Below are 17,404 nucleotides of genomic sequence, written 5' to 3' on the forward strand. Positions count from 1 at the left end.
TCCGCTGCGGTCTACGAGATAGCTTAAATAGACCTTTTTTCAACAACTATGATGACTGAAAAATTTCCATTCCAGACAATGGACGCATCAAAAATATGGGGGATAAGTCCTGTGTTGCGAGGAAGGTTAGCTATTTCTTTCCGTGATCCCCATAGGCATACCCCATCTTCTTCGTCGCCTCTTGGCTCTGTCTGAGGTAAATGTCACTCAGCGTCCATCTCAGCCTCTCATTCTCAGCTTTCAATGTACCAATCTCTTTCAGTGCACCCCGATACATGACGATCAGCCCTGCAAGCTCCCTGTGGGCTGCTCTGAGGTTACGGCGGGTCATTTCCAGGTCTGAACAGAGTATGTCCACTTGATGCTTGAGTATTTCCTCACGGCTAGGTAGGCCAAGCTCAAAACCACTGTCATCGATCAGATTGTCTTGCATTGCTGCCACACCAAAATACTGTACAAATGACCAGTATCCGTACAACGAAGGACACTCAAGACAAGGGGGATGAACGGTGGTTCGGCGGGAATGAACGGGAGAAATGACGAACCAACTACCCCACGCCAGCGCATGACGCGGCGTCTGGCCAAAAAAGGATCTCATTCGCACGCTAGGTATCGAGAAATTCAAACGAAGAGCTTTAGCAGATTCTCCAACAGCGCTTTAAACTCAGCGCGATCTATAAATCTCCCGATGCGTAGACCGGTGGAGGATCTGCCCAGCCGTCATCACGGCCGGAGTTTTTCGATCACATCGAACGCTTCGATGTAGTTGTCTCAGAGCCCAAACTCAACGACGGAGATTTTCTCCTGCGCTCACGATTGCTTGAATCGTAGCGTGTTGAAAGAAGAGATCCGCAAAAAATATTCTTCATTTACATGTACTTCCAGCAGCAAAGGACGTTTGATGAGAACCCCGCTACTCGCCCTGACCGTTGCAGCTCTATTGAGCGCATGCGCCATCCCTTACGAAACCCCGCAAGACCGCGCCAATATTGAACGTGACCTGAAGCTCAGCGCAGACGAAATCGTCACTATCACCGAAACCAACTGGTGCTTATTTCCCTATGGGGATTCGCAAGTGTGCAGACCCACGCAAGGCTTGGGTGTGCTGACTAAGAGCAAGCTAGTGCTGGCCCTGTATCAGGGCGGCATCTACCAGCAAGCTGAAGTCATCAAAGCAAGTGATGTGCAGTGTGCCCACCTGCAAAGTGGCAGAGCCGCAGCCGATACCTTCTACCTGTTCAGTGAACGTTGGGCCGCCATGCTGGCGCCCATTACCGTGGGAGGTGCCTTGGCCCTCGACAAGAAAGCCCAGTTCCTGAGCGTGTTAGTGCCGCCGAACACTGAGAACTTCACGGCTGCGCAAGGCAGTTTTATTCGGGTCACCGATCGCAAGAATTACTCGGCTGTGGCAGTACCAGGTACCAAAACCTATGTAGGCACCAGCGAGAGTATTCGGGAAATTTTTAATCCGTGTACTCAGGGAAAGAATCGCTCAACCGCATCCTGAGTCCTGACCTTTCGAATGAAACAATCCCGGCAGCAGTTGAAGCGCAAGTAGTTCAATGCAAGCTCGATGCGCCGGGCCTGTCGAGAGCCGACAGTGACGTTATACTCGCCACCCTAAACATCAGCCAGGGAGGCGAGCATGAGCGTTCGCGGCAAAGACCGACAAATCGACAATATCGAGCTGAATGTAGGTGATATCGCCCGTAGCAAAGCCTTCTACGGCAGCGCATTCGGTTGGACATTCGTCGACTACGGTCCCACCTACACCGAGTTCACTGACGGCCGCCTCACTGGCGGTTTCACTACAGGCGAGCCCGTTCGACCCGGTGGGCCTTTAATCATTTTGTACGCCGACAACCTCGCTGAAACACAACGGCGGCTCAAGGCCCTAGGCGCTGTTTTCACCCGGGAGATATTTTCTTTCCCTGGTGGCAGCAGGTTCCACTTCACAGATCCAGATGGCTATGAACTGGCCGTGTGGACCGAGCAGCAGTAAGAAACGGCAGTTTTCGGTCAGCCGCAGTCAATCGTAAGCACCGAGAACTGCGTCAGCTAGCTGCATCTAAGTACTCCGTGTCAATTCTCGCTTCGGCTTGCCAGTGCTAAACGTCAGCCTATTAGAGTGTCTGAATGACGCAAGCGCCACCTCGCTCCTACCGGAAGACCCCAGGATCGAATCCGTTCGATGGAAGCTCTCAGCGAAGCGAAGCAAGATAAACCTGACCCTTTTTTCCTCCGCAGCTCGATTAACACGAGCGCTGCTCCTTCATGTAAATTGAAGGCAACGAAAAACCCGGCACGATGGCTGGGTTATCCGTCGTCATGCTGTTCAGCAATCTACTTAGCACCACCATTCTCACGATTCGTCTGGGCGTCTTGGTCAGAACCCGGGTTGCCAGGAGGCGGGCTCCAGTCCTCCGGTCTCTCGCCAGTGCCCTGCTTCGGCTCAGACTTAGCTTGCTCCAGCCCGGATCCATGGCCTTCGCCTGCGTCGGGCGTCTTCTCATCTGGCCCGGGGTACGGCGCTTCGGGGCCGTTATTGTCATCCACCATGCTATGTCTCCTCTAATGCGCGGAATCTGCGCCTATATAGCTGAGAGGCGGCGCTCAGAATGAGAGTGCTATGGCGTCGACGAGCGGACAATAAAAAGCCCGGCTTGATGGCCGGGCTGCGCTTGTTAGTTCTTGCAGACTTCCTGCGGAGGCGCAGCAGGCGTCAGCTTCTTGGGAATCACAATTGAAGTCCCAGGAAAAGCGGCGAGTTCAAAAACCGCGAACATGCAAACAAGCGTCTGCTGACCATCTTTGTTTGGTCTGCTACTCACCCCAGCCAAAGCTTCGTAATCTCTCCCTGGTTCCAGCTTGTAAACGAGCGCCTGGCCACCGCAGGTCGAGTAAGTGCTGCCATAGCTACCAATGGTCGCGCCCAGGGTCGCCATTTGGAACGGCAGATCAGTCCTAACGCGATACTCGGTTACGACTTCTTTGTAAGCCCCTTCGCCCATCCGAATGGCAGGGACGTACTGAGCAAGAGTAGGGAAAACTCGTTGCGGCATGCCAAGGCTCGCCGACTTCTGGGGGTACTGCGGATAGTTGATGTTCGCCGTCCCGTCCCGCCCGAAACGTCCGGCTTCAGCCATTTTATGCCGGGTAGCAGGAGCACAACTGCCGGTGATGCTATCGCCGAACACATCGGAGTTCGTAATAACGCGAACGCGCGCCATTCCCTCCGATTGGGCAGGCTCTTCGTATGGAACTGAAGGAATTCCAGAGCAACCAGCAAGTGCTACAGAGAGAAAAGTTACGAAAGTGACGACTCGCATGACCATGTCCTTATGTACTCGACAACTCAACATCCGACACTACGGCGATTGGATACGTTGAGTTGGATGTCGAATGAGCGTTGTGAGGTGGGATGTAAAAAGCTTTGGGAAAGCTTGAAACGCATCCAACAAAAAAGGGCCCACCTTTCGGTGAGCCCTTCTAGACCGCCCAGCAGAGCGGATTTTGTTTGGTAGGCGCGATTGGACTCGAACCAACGACCCCCACCATGTCAAGGTGGTGCTCTAACCAACTGAGCTACGTGCCTGCTGTGAGGCGGCATTCTACGGAATTCCGGAGGGGTGTCAATACCTTTTTTTCACCTAACCCTATGAATATGCAAAATATTTAATTGCGCCGATGCGACGAAGATTTTGCGGTGGCTGGCGGCGGATTTTTATCTCGGGTAGGATCGCTGCATTCGTAAAAAATATAAAACAGAGGTTCCAGAATGGCGAACACAGCCTACCCAGCGTCGTATTACGCCGCATCGGCCAATCCGACGCCTTCGCGCCCCGCCCTGCAGGATGACGTCGAAACCGATGTGTGCGTGATCGGCGCCGGTTATACCGGCCTGTCCTCTGCACTGTTTTTGCTGGAGAACGGTTTCAAGGTCACCGTGCTTGAGGCGGCCAAGGTGGGCTTTGGCGCTTCGGGTCGCAACGGCGGGCAGATCGTTAACAGTTATAGCCGCGACATTGATGTGATCGAGCGCAGCGTCGGCCCGCAACAGGCGCAGTTACTGGGCAACATGGCGTTCGAGGGTGGGCGGATCATTCGTGAGCGGGTGGCGAAGTATCAGATTCAGTGTGATCTGAAGGACGGCGGTGTGTTCGCCGCGCTCACTGATAAACAGATGGGCCATCTGGAGTCGCAGAAGCGTTTATGGGAGCGTTTTGGCCATACCCAGCTGGAGCTGCTGGATCAGCGGCGCATTCGCGAAGTGGTGGCTTGCGAGGAGTATGTGGGCGGCATGCTGGACATGAGCGGCGGGCATATTCATCCGCTTAACTTGGCGTTGGGCGAAGCGGCGGCGGTGGAGTCGCTGGGCGGGGTAATTTACGAGCAGTCGCCGGCGGTGCGCATCGAGCGCGGCGCCAGTCCGGTGGTGCATACGCCGCAGGGCAAGGTCAGGGCCAAGTTCATTATCGTGGCGGGCAACGCTTATCTAGGCAATCTGGTGCCGGAATTGGCGGCCAAGTCCATGCCTTGCGGCACCCAGGTGATTGCCACCGAGCCGCTGGGGGAAGAGTTGGCCCGTAGCCTGCTACCGCAGGATTATTGCGTCGAGGACTGTAACTACCTGCTCGATTACTACCGGCTGACAGGCGACAAGCGTCTGATCTTTGGCGGCGGCGTGGTGTATGGCGCGAGGGATCCGGCGAACATTGAGGCGATCATTCGACCGAAGATGCTCAAGGCGTTCCCGCAGCTCAAGGATGTGAAGATCGATTACGCCTGGACCGGAAATTTCCTGCTGACGCTGTCGCGTCTTCCGCAGGTCGGGCGGCTGGGGGATAACATTTATTATTCCCAGGGCTGCAGCGGTCATGGCGTGACGTATACGCACCTGGCGGGCAAGGTATTGGCCGAGGCGCTGCGAGGGCAAGCGGAGCGTTTTGATGCGTTTGCTGACCTGCCCCACTACCCCTTCCCCGGCGGTCAGTTGTTGCGTACGCCGTTTGCGGCGATGGGGGCTTGGTATTACGGCTTGCGGGATAAGTTGGGGTTCTGAGGCGGCCAACAACAGGGGGCTGCTTCGCAGCCCAGCGGGAGCAAGCTCCCTCGCCACGGGGCTTGCTCCAACCTTTCAAATTCCGAAAACAAAAAACCCCGGTCTTTCGACCAGGGTCTTTGCTATCGACTAGAAGGAGCTTTTCAGCTTTCTTCTTAGCTTCAAGGCGTTCAGTGGGCCTCGAAGCAGATATGGCGCAGCGGACGGGACTCGAACCCGCGACCCCCGGCGTGACAGGCCGGTATTCTAACCGACTGAACTACCGCTGCGTATCGCTATGGACTTGCGTCCAGTTAACTCGTCTGATCAAAACCCTTGGGCTTTAATCTCGAACCAGGCGAACCTGCTTCGGAAAATATGGCGCAGCGGACGGGACTCGAACCCGCGACCCCCGGCGTGACAGGCCGGTATTCTAACCGACTGAACTACCGCTGCGCGTCGGTGGAGGCTTTTGACAGCTTCCATCTTGCTTTCGCAAGACTCTCAAGAAACATGGTGGGTGATGACGGGATCGAACCGCCGACATTCTGCTTGTAAGGCAGACGCTCTCCCGGCTGAGCTAATCACCCTTTGCTGCGTTGAGGCCGCGAAATTTACGCAGGTACCGAAGCTAAGTCAATAGCAGCGTTGAAGTTTTTTAAAAACAGTTCAAACGAGGCACAGAGACGCTCGTCACTGATAAATCATCTTCTTGGTCATGCCGCCGTCAACGATGAACTCCTGACCCGTGACGAAACTGGCGTTGCGCGACAACAACCACGCCACCATCGCCGCCACGTCCTCCACCGTGCCCACCCTGCCCGCCGGATGCTGGGCATGATCGGCGTCGGTCAATGGCTCTGCGCGACGTTGGGATGGGTCCCGCGCATCGATCCAGCCAGGGCTGACCGCATTGACGCGGATCTCCGGGCCCAGGCTGATCGCCAGGGCGTGGGTCAGCGCCAACAGCCCCCCCTTGCTTGCGGCATAGGCCTCGGTGTCGGGTTCCGATTGCGCGGCGCGGGTCGAGGCCAGGTTGACGATGGCGCCATTGTGGGCGCGCAGGTAAGGCGCGCAATGCTTGGCCAGCAGCATCGGCCCGCCGAGGTTCACCGCCAGGACCCGGTTCCAGTGAGCCAGGTCCAGGCTTTCCAGGATGATGTTGTGCGGCTCGGCGATGGCCGCATTGCACACCAGCGCGTCGAGCCGCCCGAACTGCCCGAGCACCTCGGCAATACCGGTGGCGACCTGCGCCTCGTCCGCCACATCCATCGTGATGAACCAGGCGTTGTCGCCCAGGGTTTTCGCTACCTTGGAACCACGCTCGCGATCCAGGTCGGTCAGCACCACTTGCCAGCCTTCACAGATCAGCCAGGCGGCAATACCCAGGCCGATCCCCCGTGCGGCGCCCGTCACCAGGGCAACCCGGCCGTGAGTACCGCTCGGCGGCGTTGCCAGCTCGATCACAAGGCCGCCAACCCGCGGGCCAGGTCGGCTTGCAGGTCCGCTACGTCTTCCAGGCCGACCGCAACGCGGATCAGACTGTCGCGGATGCCCGCCGCTTCACGCTCCTGCGGCGACAGGCGGCCATGGGACGTGGTGCTCGGGTGCGTGATGGTGGTCTTGCTGTCACCCAGGTTGGCGGTGATGGAAATCAGTCGAGTGGCATCAATGAAGCGCCAGGCGCCCTCCTTGCCCCCCTTGACTTCGAAACTCACCACAGCGCCGAAACCGCGTTGCTGGCGCGCCGCCAGATCGTGTTGAGGATGGCTCTTGAGCCCGGCGTAATGGACTTTCTCGATGCCGTCCTGCTGCTCCAGCCACTCGGCCAGGACCTGGGCGTTGGCGCAATGGGCTTTCATGCGCAGGCCGAGGGTTTCCAGGCCCTTGAGGAAGATCCAGGCGTTGAACGGGCTGAGGGTCGGCCCGGCAGTGCGCAGGAAACCCACCACTTCTTTCATCTGCTCGCCACGACCGGCGACAACGCCGCCCATGCAACGGCCTTGGCCGTCGATGAACTTGGTGGCCGAGTGCACCACCACATCCGCGCCCAATTTGAGCGGCTGTTGCAGCGCCGGGGTACAGAAGCAGTTGTCGACCACCAGCATGGCGCCCTTGGCGTGGGCGATCTCCGCCAACGCGGCGATGTCCACCAGTTCAGCGAGCGGATTGGACGGCGATTCGACGAACAGCAGCTTGGTATTGGCCTTGACCGCGGCATCCCAAGCGGACAGGTCCGCCAGGGGTACGTAGTCGACCTCCACGCCAAAGCGCTTGAAGTACTTCTCGAACAGGCTGATGGTCGAGCCAAAAACGCTGCGTGACACCAGTACATGATCGCCAGCGCTGCACAGGCTCATCACGACCGCCATGATTGCGGCCATGCCAGTGGCGGTGGCGACGGCTTGCTCGGCACCTTCCAGGGCGGCGATGCGCTCCTCGAAAGCCCGGACGGTCGGATTGGTATAACGCGAATAGACATTGCCCGGCACCTCACCGGCAAAGCGCGCCGCGGCATCGGCGGCGGTGCGGAAGACGTAGCTGGAGGTGAAGAACATCGGATCGCCATGCTCGGCTTCCGGTGTACGGTGCTGACCCGCGCGAACCGCCAGGGTATCGAACGCTACGCCTTCAAGGTCGCTGTCCAGCCGACCGGCATCCCAATCCTGACTCATGCTGTCACTCCTTAATCGGTTAAACGCAAACCGGCCCCTCAGGGCCGGTTCGTGACTCAGTTGTTGTACAGATCGATGATCGCGCTGACCGCCTGAGTCTTGGCCTTGGACGCATCGTTACGCGCGTTCTCGATCCGGTTCAGGTAGGCCTCGTCGATATCGCCGGTGACGTACTTGCCGTCGAATACCGCGCAATCGAACTGCTCGATCTTGATCTTGCCGCCGCCGACCGCTTCGATCAGGTCCGGCAGGTCCTGGTAGATCAGCCAGTCGGCGCCGATCAGGTCGGCGACTTCCTGGGTCGTGCGGTTATGAGCGATAAGCTCATGGGCACTCGGCATGTCGATGCCGTAGACGTTCGGGTAGCGCACGGCCGGGGCCGCGGAGCAGAAATACACATTCTTGGCACCCGCTTCGCGGGCCATCTGGATGATCTGCTTGCAGGTGGTGCCGCGCACGATGGAGTCGTCCACCAGCATCACGTTCTTGCCGCGGAATTCCAACTCGATCGCGTTGAGCTTCTGGCGTACGGATTTTTTCCGGGCAGCCTGGCCGGGCATGATGAAGGTACGGCCGATGTAGCGGTTCTTCACGAAGCCTTCGCGGAACTTCACGCCCAGGTGGTTCGCCAGTTCCAGGGCCGCGGTGCGGCTGGTGTCCGGAATCGGGATGACCACGTCGATGTCGTGGTCCGGACGCTCGCGCAGGATCTTGTCGGCCAGCTTCTCGCCCATGCGCAGGCGCGCCTTGTAGACCGAGATACCGTCGATGATCGAGTCCGGACGCGCCAGGTAGACGTGTTCGAAGATGCACGGGGTCAGGCTCGGGTTGGTCGCGCACTGGCGGGTATACAGCTTGCCGTCTTCAGTGATGTAGACGGCCTCGCCCGGGGCCAGGTCGCGAATCAAGGTGAAGCCCAGCACGTCCAGGGACACGCTCTCGGAGGCGATCATGTACTCGACGCCCTCGTCGGTATGACGCTGGCCGAATACGATCGGACGAATACCGTGCGGGTCACGGAAGCCGACAATGCCGTAGCCAGTGATCATCGCCACCACCGAATAACCACCGACACAACGGTTGTGCACGTCGGTCACGGCGGCGAACACGTCCTCTTCGGTCGGCTGCAGCTTGCCGCGCTGGGCCAGCTCGTGGGCGAACACGTTGAGCATCACTTCCGAGTCGGAGCTGGTGTTGACGTGGCGCAAGTCAGATTCGTAGATCTCCTTGGCCAGCTGCTCGACGTTGGTCAGGTTGCCGTTGTGCGCCAGGGTGATGCCGTACGGCGAATTGACGTAGAACGGCTGGGCCTCGGCCGACGTCGAGCTGCCCGCGGTCGGGTAACGCACGTGGCCGATGCCCATGTGGCCGACGAGGCGCTGCATGTGACGCTGATGGAACACGTCGCGCACCAGGCCATTGTCCTTGCGCAGGAATAACCGGCCGTCATGGCTGGTCACGATACCGGCAGCGTCCTGGCCGCGGTGCTGGAGCACGGTTAGCGCGTCATACAGCGCCTGATTGACGTTCGACTTACCGACGATACCGACGATGCCACACATGCGACGCAACCCCTACTTAATGGATCTGAACTGAACAACACTCACTGCGGCGTTTTGGCCATCGGCAAGAGGTGTTCCTTGAACGGTATTTCAGCGGGTACGCTGATACCGCTGGCAAGCCACTGACTGCTCCAACCCAGGATCAGGTTCTTGGACCAGTCTGCGACCAATAGAAATTGTGGCACGAGCCGGGACTCCTGCCACCACGTATCCTGTTGGACCGGCCCCAGGCTCAGCAGCCCGACGGCCACGACCACCAGCAACGCGCCACGCGCCGCGCCGAAGGCCATGCCCAGGAACCGGTCGGTCCCGGAAAGCCCGGTGACGCGAATCAGTTCGCCGATCAGATAGTTGATCATTGCGCCAACCAGCAAGGTGGCGATAAACAAGATGGCACAACCCGCGATCACGCGAGCCGATGGGGTTTCGATGTATCCGGCGAGGTACTGGGACAGCGAGCCACCAAACATCCAGGCGACGACTCCCGCGATGATCCAAGTCAGCAGCGAGAGGGCTTCCTTGACGAAGCCGCGGCTCAGACTGATCAATGCGGAGATGGCGACGATCGCAACGATCGCCCAGTCAACCCAGGTAAATGGCACGGTGCAGCCTACAGACGGATAAGGCGGCGCATTTTAGCAGAGCGCAGGGCTGTCGGTAAGCTGCATGACTCAAATCAGCTAAATGGCCGTTCAACCGCGCTCTGGCTGGAAACGCACCACGAAACCCTTGAGGTTTTGCTGGCGATTGAGCAGGTCACGCAGGCGGTCGGCTTCGGCACGCTCGATCAGCGGGCCGACAAACACCCGGTTCTTGCCATCGGCGGAACGGATATAGGCGTTATAGCCTTGGCTGCGCAGGTTTTTCTGCAGTTTTTCAGCGCTTTCGCGGCTGGTGAGGCTCGCCAGTTGCACTGACCAACTGACCGACAGGCCGTTGGCATCGACGCGACTTTGCGTGGTGTCCGGCTTGGTGGCGGGGGTGATCGGCTGGCTTGGCGGCGGCTTGACCGCTGGTGTGGCCGGAACAGGCGTTGGCGCAACGACCGGCTTGCTCGGCGCCGACGGAGCAGGCGCTACGGCAGCGGGCGCGGAGGCAGTCGGCGCGGAAGGCTCGGTGGATTGCTCGGCCAGTTCCTCGTCGCTCGGAACAGGCTCTTGAGGCAACGCCTGCGGCTCGGGCACCGCCACCGGTTCGACCTGTACCGGCGGCACGGATGGCGCCTGGGGCGCGGACGGAGCATCAACCGTGACCTGGCGCTGCTCGTCCTGACGGGAAAACAGCATCGGCAGGAAAATCACTGCCAAGGCCACCAATACCAAGGCCCCGACCATGCGCTGCTTGTACGCTTTATCCAGCAATGCCATCTGCAGCTTCCTCCGTGGAGCGCCGGGCTAACCATTGAAGGGCCTCGGCAACGCAAAAAAATGATCCGAACAGCAGGATCTCATCAGCGGCCGTCGCCAGGGCGCACTGCCCTTCCAACGCGTCAGTCACGCTGCCATAGGCATCAACCGAAGCGCCACGACGCTGCAATGCTGCCTTCAACTCGCCTGCCGGACGCGAGCGCGGTGAATCCAGCGGCGCCACGGCCCAATGCTGGACACTAGCATTCAACGCGTCGACAACGCCATCCAAGTCCTTGTCCGACAGCAGCCCGAACACCGCCAAACGCTTGCCTGCCACCGGCCGTCGCGCCAGGCGCTCGGCCAGGTACTGGGCCGCATGGGGGTTATGGCCGACATCCAGCAGCAGGTTGATGCGCTTGCCTTGCCAATCGAACGAACGGCGGTCGAGACGACCGACGACGCGGGTTGCCTGCAACGCCTGGATACTCTGGCCGGCGTCCCAAGGCAAGCCCAACAACGAGTAAGCCTGGAGCGCCAGCGCGGCGTTTTCCATCGGCAGGTCGAGCAGCGGCAGATCATGCAGCTCCACCGGGTTGCCCTTGGCATCGGTGCCGCGCCACTGCCAATGCTGCTCGGTCATCGCCAGGTCGAAATCCCGCCCGCGCAGGAAGAATGGGCAGCCCAGCTCGCGAACCTTGTCCAGCAAAGGCTGCGGCGGATCGAGGTCGCCACAGAGCGCGGGCGCGCCCTGGCGGAAGATGCCGGCTTTTTCGAACGCCACGGATTCACGGGTATCACCCAGGTAATCGGCATGGTCCACGCCAATGCTGGTGACCAGCGCGACGTCCGCATCGACAAGGTTGACCGCATCCAGCCGTCCGCCCAGGCCGACTTCCAGCACGACAGCATCCAGGCCGGCACGAACGAACAACCAGAACGCCGCGAGGGTGCCCATCTCAAAATAGGTAAGGGATGTTTCGCCCCGCCCGGCTTCCACCGCGGCAAAGGCTTCGCACAGCTGGGCGTCAGTCGCCTCGACGCCGTTCACCTGTACCCGCTCGTTGTAGCGCAGCAGGTGCGGCGAACTGTAGACCCCGACGCTCAGCCCCTGGGCACGCAGCAGCGAAGCCACAAAGGCGCAGGTCGAACCCTTGCCGTTGGTGCCGGTCACCGTGATGACCCGGGGCGCCGGCTTGGCCAGTCCCATGCGGGACGCTACCGCTTGCGAGCGCTCCAGCCCCATGTCGATGGCCGATGGATGCAACTGCTCGAGGTAGGCAAGCCAGTCGCCCAGGGTGCGTTGGGTCATAGCCCGGCAGGCACTGGCGGAACCACGATCGGCTCGATCGGTGCGGCGACGAATTTCGGCGTCGGCAGGCCCATCAATTGCGCCAGCAGGTTGCCCAGGCGCGGACGCAGTTCCTGGCGGTGAATGATCATATCGATGGCGCCGTGCTCCAAGAGGAACTCACTGCGCTGGAAGCCTTCCGGCAGCTTCTCGCGCACGGTCTGCTCGATCACACGCGGGCCGGCAAAGCCGATCAGCGCCTTCGGCTCGCCGACGATCACGTCGCCCAGCATCGCCAGACTGGCGGAAACACCGCCGTAGACCGGGTCGGTCAGCACCGAGATGAACGGAATGCCTTCTTCACGCAGACGCGCCAGCACCGCCGAGGTCTTGGCCATTTGCATCAGGGAGATCAGCGCTTCCTGCATCCGCGCACCGCCGGAAGCGGCGAAGCAGATCATCGGGCAACGGTTTTCCAGGGCGTAGTTGGCGGCGCGAACGAAGCGCTCGCCGACGATGGCGCCCATGGAACCGCCCATGAAGGAGAACTCGAAAGCCGAAACCACCACCGGCATGCCCAGCAAGGTACCGCTCATGGACACCAGGGCGTCTTTTTCACCGGTCTGCTTCTGGGCAGCGGTCAGGCGATCCTTGTACTTCTTGCCGTCGCGGAATTTCAGGCGGTCCACCGGCTCCAGGTCGGCGCCAAGTTCCACGCGACCTTCTGCGTCGAGGAAAATATCGATACGGGCACGCGCGCCGATGCGCATGTGGTGGTTGCACTTGGGGCAAACGTCCAGGGTCTTTTCCAGCTCGGGACGATACAGCACCGCCTCGCAGGACGGACATTTGTGCCACAGACCTTCAGGCACCGAGCTTTTCTTCACCTCGGAACGCATGATCGAAGGGATCAGTTTGTCTACCAACCAGTTGCTCATGCTTTCTTTCTCCAGTACCGGCGGCCCGAACGCTTTGGTTCGCGGCCCCGCGTATGCCCTTGAGCTAAATTCATTGTGCGGCGAGGATCGAACGGCCACCACGATCAGCGCGAAACATGACCTGCGTGCAGCCCAACCTCCTCAGCCATCCCGGCAACCGCTGCACTGCGGCCGCCACTACGCTATCGGCCCACCCGGAGGCGGTGCCTGCCTGCTTTGTACAGTGCAGGTATGGACGGCGGCAGTCTGCCAGCCGTCACATTGACTACTGGCTGTTGCGAACAGCAGCCATGAACGCGCGAATCTTTGCCGGATCCTTGATGCCCTTGGCCTGCTCCACCCCGCCGCTGACGTCCACCGCGTAGGGGCGAACCTGGGCGATGGCTGCAGCGACGTTGTCCGCCGTCAGGCCTCCGGCCAGGATGATCGGCTTGTCCAGGCCTTGTGGCACCAACGACCAATCGAACGCTTCGCCGGTACCGCCAGGAACGCCTTCCACATAGGTGTCCAGCAAAATGCCGCTGGCGCCGGCGAAAGCCGCGCAACTGGCCGCGACGTCATCGCCGGCCTTGACCCGCAACGCCTTGATGTACGGACGATGCCAGCCCTCGCAATCGTCCGGCGTCTCGTCGCCATGGAACTGCAGCATGGCCAGCGGCACCGCATCGAGGATCTCGCCCAGCTCGCAACGGCTGGCGTTGACGAACAACCCTACAGGGGTCACGAACGGCGGCAACGCCCGGATGATCGCCCTCGCCTGTTGCACCGTCACCGCTCGCGGGCTCTTGGCATAAAACACCAGCCCGATGGCATCGGCCCCGGCCTCGACCGCCGCCAACGCGTCCTCGACGCGGGTGATCCCGCAAATCTTGCTGCGAACGACCGGCATGGTGGGTAAACCCTCAGGCAAATCCGTGAAAGTCCCGGATGGTAACAAATGCAACGAAGGCCGTCAGCCGTCGAGTTCCGAGAAGCCCGTGAGGAAATGTGGCCCTATGTAACGTTCCGGCAGCTCGAACTCATCGTGGTATTCCACCTGCACCAGATACAAGCCAAACGGGTGCGCGGTGACGCCACCGGTACGGCGGATGCGGCTCTCGAGCACTTCCTTGATCCATTCCACCGGTCGCTCGCCCGCGCCAATGGTCATCAGCACGCCGGCAATGTTGCGCACCATGTGATGCAGGAATGCGCTCGCGCGGATGTCGAGCACGATCATCTTGCCGTGACGAGTCACGCGCAGGTGATGCAGTTCCTTGATCGGCGACTTGGCTTGGCACTGGCCGGCGCGAAAGGCACTGAAGTCATGGACACCGACCAGGTATTGCGCGGCCTCGGCCATGCGTTCGACGTCCAGCGGGCGGTGGTTCCAGGTGATTTCTTCGTTCAGGTGCGCCGGACGGATCTGGTCGTTGTAGATCACGTAGCGATAACGCCGGGCGATGGCCTTGAAGCGCGCGTGAAAATGCGCAGGCATCGCCTTGGCCCAGCTGACGCTGACGTCGTGGGGCAAGTTGATGTTGGCGCCCATGACCCAGGCTTTCATCGAGCGCTCGACCTGGGTGTCGAAATGCACCACCTGGCCGCAGGCATGCACGCCGGCATCGGTACGCCCGGCGCAATGCAGCGACACGGGCGAGTCGGCGACTTTGGACAGCGCGTTTTCAAGGGTTTCCTGCACCGTCAGTACGCCGGAGGCCTGACGCTGCCAGCCGCGATAGCGCGAGCCTTTGTATTCAACGCCCAGGGCGATCCGGAAGAAGCCGTCCGCCGCCATTTCGGCGGCTGGGTTGTCTATGTTTGCCAAGGAATTACAGCCTGCTGAGATACGCAAAGGCGGGCATTATAAGGCCGCAGCGACGGGATGCCAGTGCAACCGGCGGTCCTTCGCCACGATGAATCGCGCGCAAACAAGAACGGCAGCCTCATCGGCTGCCGTTCTTGGTCTACTGCTGACTCACGCCAGGCGCGAGAGCATTTCCTGCGCTTCGCTTTTCTGCGTGGCGTCGCCTTCGCTGAGGACTTCGCCGAGGATATCCCGCGCACCGTCGCTGTCGCCCATATCGATGTAGGCCTGGGCCAGGTCGAGCTTGGTTGCCACTTCGTTGGTGCCGCTGAGGAAGTCGAAGTCTTCCGGTTCATCGCCAGCACTCGCCAAGGCGTCTTCTGCGGTGAAGGTTGGCTGGCTCAGACTGTCGGACAGGCGATCCAACTCGGCGTTGACATCATCCAACTCCGATTCGAAAGCGTCTTTCGGCCGGTCCTGGGCGTCCATTTCGTCGGCCAGGGACAGATCGAAATCCGCTGGCAGCTCGAGATCGTCGGACAGGGTGTCATCCAGGGCAGGCGTGTCGGCGGCTGGCGTGTCCAAGCCTTTGAGATCGTCGTCCAGGTCCAGCAGGAAGTCTTCATCAGCCAAGGCTGGCGCCGGAGCATCGGCACCCAGGTCCAGGTCGAAGTCCGACAGATCGTCGAGGCTTTCGTCAGCCTGATTGGCTTCGGTCTGCTGCTTGAGCAGCGCCTCGAAGTCCAAGTCGTCGTCTGGAAATGCGTCCAGCTCGACAGCAGGCTCCGGCGCCGCGGGGGTCGGTGTTTCCAGATCGTCCAGGCTCAAGTCAAAGGCACTGTCGAGCTCTTCATTGGTCGCCGGCGTGTCTTCCAGCAGCGACTTGACGTATTGAGCATCCAGTTCGGCGGCGACCGCCGCAGCGGCCAAGCCTGCGCCGGCGGCGACCGCCATGGCCGGGAAACGGCTCTTGAGCTGTTCAACCTGCGCGTAGTTCTCGCCGTTGGCGACCAGTTGGCGCTCTTGGGCCACAAAGGCATCGCGGTCGCCTTGCTGGCCATAGACCTCCATCAATTTCAACCGCAGATCGCTGCGCTGGGGCTCGGCCTTGATGCCTTGCTCCAGCAGGTCAGCGGCCTGATTCAAGCGACCGCGGTCGATGTGAGACTGGGCCTGGGGCAACACATCGTCATCGGAAGGCTCGGCGGCCGGTGCCACCAGCGGTGCGGCGATCGGTGGCGTGACGATCACGGGCGCAACCAACGGCGCTGGCTTGGGTACTGGCGCCGGGGCTGGCTTGGGCTCGAGCTTTACGCTTGGCGGTGGAACGTCAATGCCCTCGAAGCTGCTCGGGGGCAGATCGAGCTCCGGGGAGAAGTCGGCCTCCTCCTCGAGGGCTCGGGCCATGCGCAGATGTTTCTCAGCTTCCTGCTGGGCCTTGCGGCGACGGGCGAGCAACAACAGCAGGAGCAAGAGGACCAACGCGCCACCGCCGATCAGACCCAACAGGATCGGATTGGTCAGCAGGTCGTTGTACTTTTTCTCATCGGAAGCAGCAGCTGTCGACTCGACCGGAGTGGCCGGCGGAGTCGCCTCTGGGGAGGCTTCGGGTGCTGGCGTTGGTGTCGGCGCTTGTGCCGACGGCCCAGGGGTCAACTCTGCCGACATCGTCGGGGTCGACCCGCCGGCCGGAGGAACAGCGGCGCCCTCGCCCTGCATCGTGGCCAGTTGATTGTTCTTCAGCTCGATCAGGCGCTGCAGCTTGTCCAGCTGGCTTTGCAGATCGGCCATGCGGCTTTTCAGTTCTTCATTGTCGCGGCGGGCCGAATCGAGGCTCTCCTGCGTCACCGCAAGCTTGTCGCTCAGCGCCTGGGCATCGCCAGCGGCCCCTTTGCCCTTGTTGCCGGCCTTCGCCGACTCGGCGGAAACCAGGCTCAGGTTATCGCGACCGGCCGCCTGGGCTGGGGCGCCTTCATTAGCGCCACGCTTGGTGGCGTCCAACTGCTGTCGACCGTTACCTGCCACACCCCGACGCCCCTGGCGCCAGGCAGCATTCTGCGCGGCCACTTCAGCGATGGCCTGGGGTTGTGGCAACGCGGTGCTTTGCACTGGGTCCGGCAGGCGCAGTACTTGGCCGGTCTTGAGGAGATTGATGTTGCCGTTGATGAATGCGTTCGGATTCAGCGCTTGAATCGCCAGCATGGTCTGCTGCACGGACCCGCCATTGCGCACCTTGGCGGCGATTTCCCACAGGGTGTCGCGCGGCGTGGTGGTGTATTGGGAAGGCTTGGTGGCGCCGGTTACTGGCGAAGAGACCGCCTGGGACGGCTTGGCCCTGGCGGCATCGGCGGCCTGCGGCGAGAATTTGGAAGGATCGATCAGCACACTGTAGTCGCGCAGCAAACGGCCATTGGGCCACATCACTTGCACGAGGAACTTGACCATGGGCTCGGACATTGGCCGACTGGACGTTACCCGCAGGACGCTCTTGCCGTTGGCGTTGATGACCGGGGTGAAGCTCAGGTCATTGAGAAACGCCTGGCGATCGATGCCTGCCTTGGCGAATTCTTCGGGCGGGGCCAGGCTTGGCACGACTTCGGCGGCCGTCAGCTGCTGGACATCGAGCAACTCGATCTCCGCCACAAGAGGTTGGTTCGGCGGCGACTTCAGGGTCAATTCCCCAAGCCCGAGCGCTTGCGCCATACCGGAGGACAGCGCCGAGGCGGCCGCTATTGCTAACACCAGTTTGCGAACTTGAACCATAG

At 60.8% G+C, this 17,404-nt stretch carries 15 protein-coding genes and 4 tRNA genes; 3 read left to right on the forward strand and 16 right to left on the reverse strand.

Annotation, left to right across the window (positions count from 1 at the left end):
- Positions 1–130: 130 nt before the first annotated feature.
- The gene (locus tag HU762_RS19780; protein ID WP_186639880.1) at positions 131–433 is read right to left on the reverse strand and encodes a hypothetical protein; all 303 of its coding nucleotides are present in this window, start codon (positions 431–433) and stop codon (positions 131–133) included.
- 399 nt (positions 434–832) lie between these two features.
- Between HU762_RS19780 and HU762_RS19785 the strand changes: the two genes are divergently transcribed.
- A complete protein-coding gene (locus HU762_RS19785) occupies positions 833–1,507 on the forward strand; it encodes a hypothetical protein (protein ID WP_346656876.1) in 675 nt (224 codons plus the stop codon).
- 138 nt (positions 1,508–1,645) lie between these two features.
- The gene (locus HU762_RS19790) at positions 1,646–2,002 is read left to right on the forward strand and encodes a VOC family protein (RefSeq protein ID WP_186639882.1); all 357 of its coding nucleotides are present in this window, start codon (positions 1,646–1,648) and stop codon (positions 2,000–2,002) included.
- A gap of 682 nt (positions 2,003–2,684) precedes the next feature.
- On the opposite strand, the gene HU762_RS19795 is transcribed toward HU762_RS19790, so the two are convergent.
- Together HU762_RS19795 and HU762_RS19800 are read right to left on the reverse strand one after the other, a co-directional pair.
- Positions 2,685–3,329: a hypothetical protein gene (locus tag HU762_RS19795; RefSeq protein WP_186639884.1), complete on the reverse strand. Its 645-nt coding sequence runs from the start codon at positions 3,327–3,329 to the stop codon at positions 2,685–2,687.
- Between the two features lie 189 nt (positions 3,330–3,518).
- A tRNA-Val gene (locus HU762_RS19800) sits at positions 3,519–3,595 on the reverse strand.
- 183 nt (positions 3,596–3,778) lie between these two features.
- Here HU762_RS19800 and HU762_RS19805 point away from each other — a divergent pair.
- Positions 3,779–5,062 carry an FAD-binding oxidoreductase gene (locus HU762_RS19805; RefSeq protein ID WP_186639886.1) on the forward strand — a complete coding sequence of 428 codons (1,284 nt, stop codon included), beginning with the start codon at positions 3,779–3,781 and terminating at the stop codon, positions 5,060–5,062.
- Positions 5,063–5,254: 192 nt separating this feature from the next.
- Here the strand turns inward: HU762_RS19805 and HU762_RS19810 are convergent.
- From HU762_RS19810 to HU762_RS19870, 13 genes are all read right to left on the reverse strand, one after another.
- A tRNA-Asp gene (locus tag HU762_RS19810) sits at positions 5,255–5,331 on the reverse strand.
- Between the two features lie 89 nt (positions 5,332–5,420).
- A tRNA-Asp gene (locus HU762_RS19815) sits at positions 5,421–5,497 on the reverse strand.
- A 58-nt stretch (positions 5,498–5,555) separates the two neighbouring features.
- A tRNA-Val gene (locus tag HU762_RS19820) sits at positions 5,556–5,631 on the reverse strand.
- Between the two features lie 103 nt (positions 5,632–5,734).
- On the reverse strand, positions 5,735–6,508 hold the full coding sequence (locus tag HU762_RS19825) for an SDR family oxidoreductase (protein ID WP_186639888.1): 774 nt from the start codon (positions 6,506–6,508) through the stop codon (positions 5,735–5,737).
- Entirely contained in the window at positions 6,505–7,716 is a 1,212-nt protein-coding gene (locus HU762_RS19830) for an O-succinylhomoserine sulfhydrylase (protein WP_186639889.1), read from the reverse strand. Before HU762_RS19830 ends, HU762_RS19825 begins: the two co-directional genes overlap by 4 nt.
- 56 nt (positions 7,717–7,772) lie before the next feature.
- Positions 7,773–9,278 (reverse strand): amidophosphoribosyltransferase, encoded by a 1,506-nt coding sequence (gene purF, locus HU762_RS19835; RefSeq protein ID WP_030142021.1) that lies wholly within the window; start codon positions 9,276–9,278, stop codon positions 7,773–7,775.
- Positions 9,279–9,319: 41 nt separating this feature from the next.
- Positions 9,320–9,880, reverse strand: a complete 561-nt coding sequence (locus HU762_RS19840) for a CvpA family protein (RefSeq protein ID WP_003179770.1) — start codon at positions 9,878–9,880, stop codon at positions 9,320–9,322.
- A 90-nt stretch (positions 9,881–9,970) separates the two neighbouring features.
- Positions 9,971–10,645 (reverse strand): SPOR domain-containing protein, encoded by a 675-nt coding sequence (locus HU762_RS19845; protein WP_186639891.1) that lies wholly within the window; start codon positions 10,643–10,645, stop codon positions 9,971–9,973.
- Positions 10,629–11,936: a bifunctional tetrahydrofolate synthase/dihydrofolate synthase gene (folC, locus tag HU762_RS19850; protein WP_186639893.1), complete on the reverse strand. Its 1,308-nt coding sequence runs from the start codon at positions 11,934–11,936 to the stop codon at positions 10,629–10,631. Before folC ends, HU762_RS19845 begins: the two co-directional genes overlap by 17 nt.
- The gene (gene accD, locus HU762_RS19855; RefSeq protein ID WP_030142025.1) at positions 11,933–12,853 is read right to left on the reverse strand and encodes an acetyl-CoA carboxylase, carboxyltransferase subunit beta; all 921 of its coding nucleotides are present in this window, start codon (positions 12,851–12,853) and stop codon (positions 11,933–11,935) included. Before accD ends, folC begins: the two co-directional genes overlap by 4 nt.
- Before the next feature lie 265 nt (positions 12,854–13,118).
- Positions 13,119–13,742 carry a phosphoribosylanthranilate isomerase gene (locus HU762_RS19860; protein ID WP_186639895.1) on the reverse strand — a complete coding sequence of 208 codons (624 nt, stop codon included), beginning with the start codon at positions 13,740–13,742 and terminating at the stop codon, positions 13,119–13,121.
- Positions 13,743–13,805: 63 nt separating this feature from the next.
- Positions 13,806–14,630, reverse strand: a complete 825-nt coding sequence (gene truA, locus HU762_RS19865; RefSeq protein ID WP_186640018.1) for a tRNA pseudouridine(38-40) synthase TruA — start codon at positions 14,628–14,630, stop codon at positions 13,806–13,808.
- 180 nt (positions 14,631–14,810) lie between these two features.
- Complete coding sequence (locus tag HU762_RS19870; protein ID WP_186639897.1) at positions 14,811–17,402, reverse strand: FimV family protein; 2,592 nt, start codon at positions 17,400–17,402, stop codon at positions 14,811–14,813.
- Positions 17,403–17,404 lie beyond the last annotated feature (2 nt).

This window comes from Pseudomonas sp. SWRI92 (assembly GCF_014268685.1).
GTDB lineage: Bacteria > Pseudomonadota > Gammaproteobacteria > Pseudomonadales > Pseudomonadaceae > Aquipseudomonas > Aquipseudomonas marvdashtae.

Bases quoted from the DNA above. Each gene is read 5' to 3' on its own strand.
- HU762_RS19790 (WP_186639882.1), top strand. From the start codon at position 1,646: ATGAGCGTTCGCGGCAAAGACCGACAAATCGACAATATCGAGCTGAAT.
- truA (WP_186640018.1), bottom strand. From the start codon at position 14,630: ATGGCGGCGGACGGCTTCTTCCGGATCGCCCTGGGCGTTGAATACAAA.
- purF (WP_030142021.1), bottom strand. From the start codon at position 9,278: ATGTGTGGCATCGTCGGTATCGTCGGTAAGTCGAACGTCAATCAGGCG.
- HU762_RS19780 (WP_186639880.1), bottom strand. From the start codon at position 433: ATGCAAGACAATCTGATCGATGACAGTGGTTTTGAGCTTGGCCTACCT.
- folC (WP_186639893.1), bottom strand. From the start codon at position 11,936: ATGACCCAACGCACCCTGGGCGACTGGCTTGCCTACCTCGAGCAGTTG.
- HU762_RS19805 (WP_186639886.1), top strand. From the start codon at position 3,779: ATGGCGAACACAGCCTACCCAGCGTCGTATTACGCCGCATCGGCCAAT.
- HU762_RS19795 (WP_186639884.1), bottom strand. From the start codon at position 3,329: ATGCGAGTCGTCACTTTCGTAACTTTTCTCTCTGTAGCACTTGCTGGT.
- accD (WP_030142025.1), bottom strand. From the start codon at position 12,853: ATGAGCAACTGGTTGGTAGACAAACTGATCCCTTCGATCATGCGTTCC.
- HU762_RS19830 (WP_186639889.1), bottom strand. From the start codon at position 7,716: ATGAGTCAGGATTGGGATGCCGGTCGGCTGGACAGCGACCTTGAAGGC.
- HU762_RS19870 (WP_186639897.1), bottom strand. From the start codon at position 17,402: ATGGTTCAAGTTCGCAAACTGGTGTTAGCAATAGCGGCCGCCTCGGCG.
- HU762_RS19845 (WP_186639891.1), bottom strand. From the start codon at position 10,645: ATGGCATTGCTGGATAAAGCGTACAAGCAGCGCATGGTCGGGGCCTTG.
- HU762_RS19860 (WP_186639895.1), bottom strand. From the start codon at position 13,742: ATGCCGGTCGTTCGCAGCAAGATTTGCGGGATCACCCGCGTCGAGGAC.